Source organism: Vibrio sp. 10N.261.55.C5, assembly GCF_041470505.1.
In the GTDB taxonomy this organism is placed as follows: Bacteria; Pseudomonadota; Gammaproteobacteria; order Enterobacterales; family Vibrionaceae; genus Vibrio; species Vibrio crassostreae_C.
In genome coordinates, this window is sequence record NZ_JBFRMS010000056.1 from 40,415 (window position 1) to 46,726 (window position 6,312).

Below are 6,312 nucleotides of genomic sequence, written 5' to 3' on the forward strand. Positions count from 1 at the left end.
CTATGAATGTGCATACAATTAGCACAACGATATGGAATTGGAGCTATCTCAAATGAATAAAATGCCATTAATTGCTTTAGTGGGAATGCTATCTTTAAGCTCGGCAGTGTCTGCTGAAGAAGAGTTTTCTTACACGGCTAAAGTCGGTGCCGATATGTGGTGGGGAAGTACAAAGCTAAACGAAGTTAGACAAGATGATGACTCTAACTCACCTTCGTTGTATTTCGCATTTGAGCATAATGCCCCGATGCTACCAAACGCTAGCTTTCGCTATACTTCTGTCGATGCGGATTCATTGGCCTTCGATAAGTACGACTACACCTTCTATTACACATTGTTAGATCACAAGTTGATGAACTTTGATGCAGGTGTGACGTTCACTCAGTACTCAAACTCTAACTACATTGAGCCTAAAACGAGTACTCAAGCAACCTTTGATGAATTTACTTGGAGCTTCTACGGTAACGCAGAGATCAACGTTCCTGACACCAACTTCGATATCATTGGTACGATGGAGTTTGGTGATAGCAGTGGTATTAAGAGCACTGACTTGATGGCGGGTGTTCAGTACCGAATTCCAGTATCAGAATCTGAAATTGCCCTGCGTGGTGGTTACCGTGTTATCGATTTAGATTCGGATGAGTTCTTTAGCTCAGAACTAGGCAAGAGCTTTGTCATGGTCGATGGTTGGTTTGCTGGTGCTGAAGTGCGCTTCTAGTCCATATAAAGCAAATTTAGAACGAATTTTAAGAACGCCACTTTATTAAGTGGCGTTTTTTTATATCTATTGATTATATCTTTCTGGAATTAGTTAGCACATTCATCACTTTCGACCATCCTTAATACAGAGAGCCAATTTGCGTCTATTCTTATAAGGTCTATGTAGTGAGGTCAAAGCAAGGGATGGAATATGACACTCAATGAATTGAGAAATTTATATAGAGAAAACCTGTTAGTTGAAGCTATCATAGAGCCCTCAATTCAAGAAGGGTCTTGGGTTGTGGAGTTTCGCCATATGGGAGGTGGCTTTGTTCTGCTTACTGATGTTCATGGTGAAGAGTGCCATTACGCGGATTTAGACTTGGCATCTAAATCGGCAATGGCGGTTGGCTTTCAGCAAGTACGCATTGAAAACCAGTAAGACAATTTACGTTTCAATCGGTTTTTACTTCCAAAAAGTTATAAAACATACTTTTCTATTCTTTCTTGTTATTAAAAGGAGTGGTTAATCTATCGTCACGCAATGATTAGGGATGTCGTGACCATGTCTTTAAATAAGAAAGAGTCTTCACAAAATAATAATGCACAGTCTGGGGCTAATGAGTTACCTGGGCTAGCAGCACCACTTAATGACCAACAATTGGGTCATCTTCAGCAAACTGTTTCTGAACTGTCTTCACAGCAACTGGCATGGGTCAGTGGTTACCTTTGGGGAGTGAGCCAAGCTCAGCCTGTCGGTGCTGCTGCGCCAATCGCTCAAGCGGCCGCTGCAGTAGCGGCTAAGCCAGCGGGTAAGCTCAGCATTATCTTCGCTTCTCAAACCGGTAATGCTAAAGGCGTCGCTGAATCGCTAGAGGCAGAAGCAAAAGCCTTAGGTATCGCCGTCGAGCTTTTCGATGCGAGTGATTATAAAGGTAAGAACCTAGCCAAAGAGACACACGTCATTTTCGTCGCTTCAACCAATGGTGAGGGCGAAGCCCCTGATAACGCGATTGAGTTGCATGAATTCCTTCAATCGAAGAAAGCGCCAAAATTATCAAACCTACAATACGGTGTGATTGGTTTAGGTGACTCAAGCTATGAGTTCTTCTGCCAAACGGCTAAAGACTTCGATAACTTCCTCGCTAAGCTTGGTGCTAAATCGTTTGTCGACCGTCTTGATTGTGATGTTGATTACGAAGAATCAGCAACGGAATGGCGCGCTAAAGCATTAGAGCAAGTAAAAGAGACGCTATCGACAGGTGCCGAGGCTGATATCGTTCAGTTACCAGTAGGCCAAGCAGCTGCCGGTCATTCGCAATACACCAAACAAAATCCATATACAGCGACACTATTAACCAGTCAAAAGATCACGGGTCGTGACTCGGGTAAAGATGTTCGTCATATCGAGATTGATCTTGATGAGTCGGGCATTACCTACCAACCCGGCGATGCGCTAGGCGTATGGTATGAAAACAGTTCAGAACTCGCAAATCAGATTCTTTCTAAGGTTGGGTTATCGGGTATCGAAAGTGTCGATGTCGATGGTGAGAATCTATCTATCCATAGTGCGCTAGTGAGTAAATTTGAGATTACCACTTCAAACCCTCAACTTGTGACTAAGTTTGCTGAGTTATCGGGCAGCAAGAAGTTAATCAAGCTGGTGGAAGATAAAGACAAGCTTCGTGAATACGCGGGTAATACTCAAGTTGTCGATGTTTTAGCTGAGAAGAAAACTAAGCTATCGGCTGATGAGTTAATTGGCCTGTTACGTAAGCTGACACCGCGTCTCTATTCTATTGCATCAAGCCAAGCAGAAGTAGATGAAGAAGTTCACTTGACGGTTGGTTTGGTTGAATACCAAAAAGGCGAAGAGTCTCGTTTAGGCGGAGCTTCTAGCTTCTTAGCTCAACGTCTTGAAGAGGGTGGTGAAGTGAAGGTGTTTGTTGAGAACAACAATAACTTCAAATTACCACAAGACGACAATACACCAATCATCATGGTCGGCCCGGGTACCGGTATCGCACCGTTCCGCAGTTTTGTTCAAGAGCGTGAAAACAATGATGCTGAAGGAAAAAGCTGGTTGTTCTTTGGTGACCGTACCTTTACTCAAGATTTCTTATACCAAGTTGAATGGCAAAAGTACCTCAAGTCTGGCGCGCTAACTAAGCTCGATGTTGCCTTTAGCCGTGACCAAAAAGAAAAGGTTTATGTTCAGGACCGTTTAATCGAACAAGCAGAGCAGGTGTGGCAATGGCTGCAAGAGGGCGCGTACCTCTATGTCTGTGGCGATGCGACTCGAATGGCTAAAGATGTTCATGAAGCGTTAGTTTCGATAGCGGAAAAGCATGGCAACCAGAGCCGCGAGCAAGCTGAACAATATATTAATGATTTACGTAAAGCGAAACGTTACCAAAGGGATGTGTACTAATGAGCAAGCAAGTAATAGAGCAAGAAGTGCTAGGTCAAGTACTGGGACCTTTGGCTGATAACGAACGTCTGAAGCGTGAAAGTAAAAACCTTCGCGGTACGATTGAACAAGATCTTCAAGACCGTATCACTGGTGGTTTTACCGCAGATAACTTTCAACTGATCCGTTTCCACGGTATGTACCAGCAAGATGACCGTGATATTCGTAACGAACGTACCAAGCAAAAGTTAGAACCTTTACATAATGTAATGCTTCGTGCTCGTATGCCAGGCGGCATCATCACTCCTAAGCAATGGTTAGCGATTGATAAATTCGCAGATGAAAGCACCTCTTATGGTTCTATTCGTCTTACAACTCGTCAAACTTTCCAGTTCCACGGTGTGTTGAAGCCGAACATTAAGTTAATGCACCAAACACTAAACAGTATTGGTATTGATTCCATTGCGACTGCGGGTGACGTAAACCGAAATGTTTTGTGTACCACAAACCCGGTTGAGTCTGAACTTCATCAAGAAGCTTACGAGTGGGCGAAAAAGATCAGTGAACATCTATTACCGAAGACTCGTGCTTATGCAGAAATCTGGTTAGATGGTGAAAAACTAGAAACAACGGATGAAGAACCTATCCTTGGTAGCAACTACCTACCGCGTAAGTTCAAGACGACGGTTGTCATTCCTCCGCAAAATGATGTGGACGTCCATGCTAACGATCTTAACTTTGTTGCTATTGCTGAAGACGGAAAGCTGGTGGGCTTTAATGTGTTAGTCGGTGGCGGTCTTGCTATGACACATGGTGATACCTCTACTTATGCACGTAAAGCTGACGACTTTGGTTTTGTGCCATTAGATAAAACGTTAGATGTAGCAGCGGCGGTGGTAACGACTCAGCGTGACTGGGGTAACCGTTCAAACCGTAAGAATGCAAAAACCAAATACACACTAGACCGTGTTGGTATTGATGTATTCAAAGCAGAAGTAGAAAAGCGTGCAGGCGTAGAATTTTCTGAAAGCCGTTCTTATGAGTTTACTGGCCGTGGTGATCGCATTGGTTGGGCGGAAGGCATTGATGGTAAGCACCACTTGGCGTTATTCATCGAGAATGGTCGTTTACTTGATTTTCCGGGTAAAGCTCTGAAAACAGGTGTTGCTGAAATAGCGAAGATCCACAAAGGTGACTTCCGCATGACTGCAAACCAAAACCTAATTGTTGCGGGTGTGTCGACGAGTCAAAAGGCCAAGATTGAAAAGCTGGCACGTCAATACGGTCTGATGGATGATGCCGTTTCCGAGCAGCGTAAAAACTCAATGGCTTGTGTGGCATTCCCAACATGTCCTTTAGCAATGGCTGAAGCTGAGCGCTTTCTTCCTGAGTTTGTAACGGATGTTGAAGACATTCTGAAAAAACATGGATTACCAGAAGAAGATAACATCATCCTTCGTATTACGGGTTGTCCAAACGGTTGTGGTCGTGCAATGTTGGCTGAGCTTGGTTTAGTCGGCAAGGCTCCGGGGCGTTACAACATGCACTTAGGTGGCAACAAAGCCGGAACTCGTATCCCTAAGATGTATAAAGAGAACATCACTTCAGCTCAGATCTTAGAAGAGATTGATTCGCTGGTGGGACGTTGGGCTACGGAACGTAACGACAATGAAGGGTTCGGTGATTTTACAATCCGAGCTGGCATCATCGAAGAGGTGATAATTTCAAAGAGGGATCTGCATGCATAATTCTGTCGCTTCAAAACTGAAGTTAGCAGAGCTACTCGCATTGACTAAGACGGAGCAAATACTTCGTCTTGGACAAATCAACGCAGAGTTAGAGCAGCTAACCGCATTAGAAAGAGTTAAGTGGGCTTTAGATAATTTAGAAGGGACACATGTTGTGTCTTCTAGTTTCGGAATCCAAGCAGCATTGATGTTGCACCTAGTGACCCAAGCAAAACCAGATATTCCGGTTATTTTGACTGACACAGGGTATCTATTTCCGGAGACCTATCGCTTTATTGATGAGTTAAGTCAGAAGTTGACTCTAAACCTTCAAGTCTTTCGCGCCCAACAGAGCCCTAATTGGCAAGAAGCGCAATATGGAAAACTTTGGGATCAAGGTATAGAAGGGATAGAGAAGTACAACAAGCTTAATAAAGTTGAACCGATGAGAAGAGCGTTGGATGAGCTCGAGGCTGGGACATGGTTTTCCGGTTTAAGAAGAGAGCAATCTCAATCGCGTGCAAATTTGCCAATCTTATCTATCCAAAATGGTGTGTTTAAATTTTTGCCGGTAATCGATTGGACGAATAAAGATGTTCACTATTACCTAGAAGAGCATGGTCTCGGTTATCACCCGCTTCGAGAGCAGGGTTACCTTTCTGTTGGAGATACACATACAACTAAGAAGTGGGAACCGGGTATGACTGAAGAGGAAACTCGTTTTAATGGGTTGAAACGCGAATGTGGTCTCCATGAAGATGATGGAGAGCAATATGGTTCTGGGATTTAGACTCGTTGCCATTTAAAAAGCTGCCATGAGGCAGCTTTTTTGTTTTCTAGGATGAAAATTAGATCAATTGTGGATAAGTCTGTGGTTATTTTGTAAGTACTCTGTAGTTAAACTTGCACAAATAAGGCTTTGAGTGTTTATTCGCCATGTGATCGTTATTTTTGCATATTTCTTTAATAAACACTTGCCAATGTGATGAACATCTCTATAATGCCGCCTCACTGACACGGCAGACGCCACAAGGCTTCAGCGCAGAATGTTAGTAAGGCAACTAGCTTTAAGCGATGATTCGCTTCTACTTTTAGAAAGTAGGAATTAATTCCAAATAAGTGTTTGACACTGAGAATTAAATCGCTAGAATGGCCGCCTCTTCCGAAGTGATGTAAGTCACAACGAAGAGAAGCTCTTTAATAATTTAAACCTATCAATCTGTGTGGGCACTCGTTGATGAATGTCAAAACGTTTTATCTTCCCTTTTTTAAAGAGAAGTAAAACAGATTCCTCGGAATCAAATTTGGTTTCAATGAACTGAGTGACCAATACGAATAACTACTTTCTCTTGTAGAAAGAAGGTATTTGGCACAGTCAATTCATTATCTTTCTGTTGGAAAGATAATAGCTTTAGAATTACTTTTTGTAGTTTTGAAGTCAGTATTCATTGAGCCGACAAAATCTTAAATTGAAGA

The 6,312-nt window shown here is 42.9% G+C and carries 5 protein-coding genes; all 5 read left to right on the forward strand.

Annotated elements, in window-relative coordinates; translation table 11 throughout:
• The first annotated feature begins 52 nt into the window (after positions 1-52).
• The 5 genes from AB4263_RS20035 (at position 53) to AB4263_RS20055 (ending at position 5,626) form a co-directional block, all read left to right on the forward strand.
• Positions 53-718: a TIGR04219 family outer membrane beta-barrel protein gene (locus AB4263_RS20035; protein ID WP_017063187.1), complete on the forward strand. Its 666-nt coding sequence runs from the start codon at positions 53-55 to the stop codon at positions 716-718.
• Positions 719-910: 192 nt separating this feature from the next.
• A complete protein-coding gene (locus AB4263_RS20040; RefSeq protein ID WP_004735813.1) occupies positions 911-1,141 on the forward strand; it encodes a hypothetical protein in 231 nt (76 codons plus the stop codon).
• A gap of 123 nt (positions 1,142-1,264) precedes the next feature.
• Entirely contained in the window at positions 1,265-3,130 is a 1,866-nt protein-coding gene (locus AB4263_RS20045) for an assimilatory sulfite reductase (NADPH) flavoprotein subunit (protein ID WP_065584778.1), read from the forward strand.
• On the forward strand, positions 3,130-4,857 hold the full coding sequence (cysI, locus tag AB4263_RS20050; RefSeq protein WP_372098770.1) for an assimilatory sulfite reductase (NADPH) hemoprotein subunit: 1,728 nt from the start codon (positions 3,130-3,132) through the stop codon (positions 4,855-4,857). Before AB4263_RS20045 ends, cysI begins: the two co-directional genes overlap by 1 nt.
• The gene (locus AB4263_RS20055) at positions 4,850-5,626 is read left to right on the forward strand and encodes a phosphoadenylyl-sulfate reductase (RefSeq protein ID WP_017059954.1); all 777 of its coding nucleotides are present in this window, start codon (positions 4,850-4,852) and stop codon (positions 5,624-5,626) included. The genes cysI and AB4263_RS20055 overlap by 8 nt, the downstream gene beginning before the upstream one ends.
• Positions 5,627-6,312: the final 686 nt, after the last annotated feature.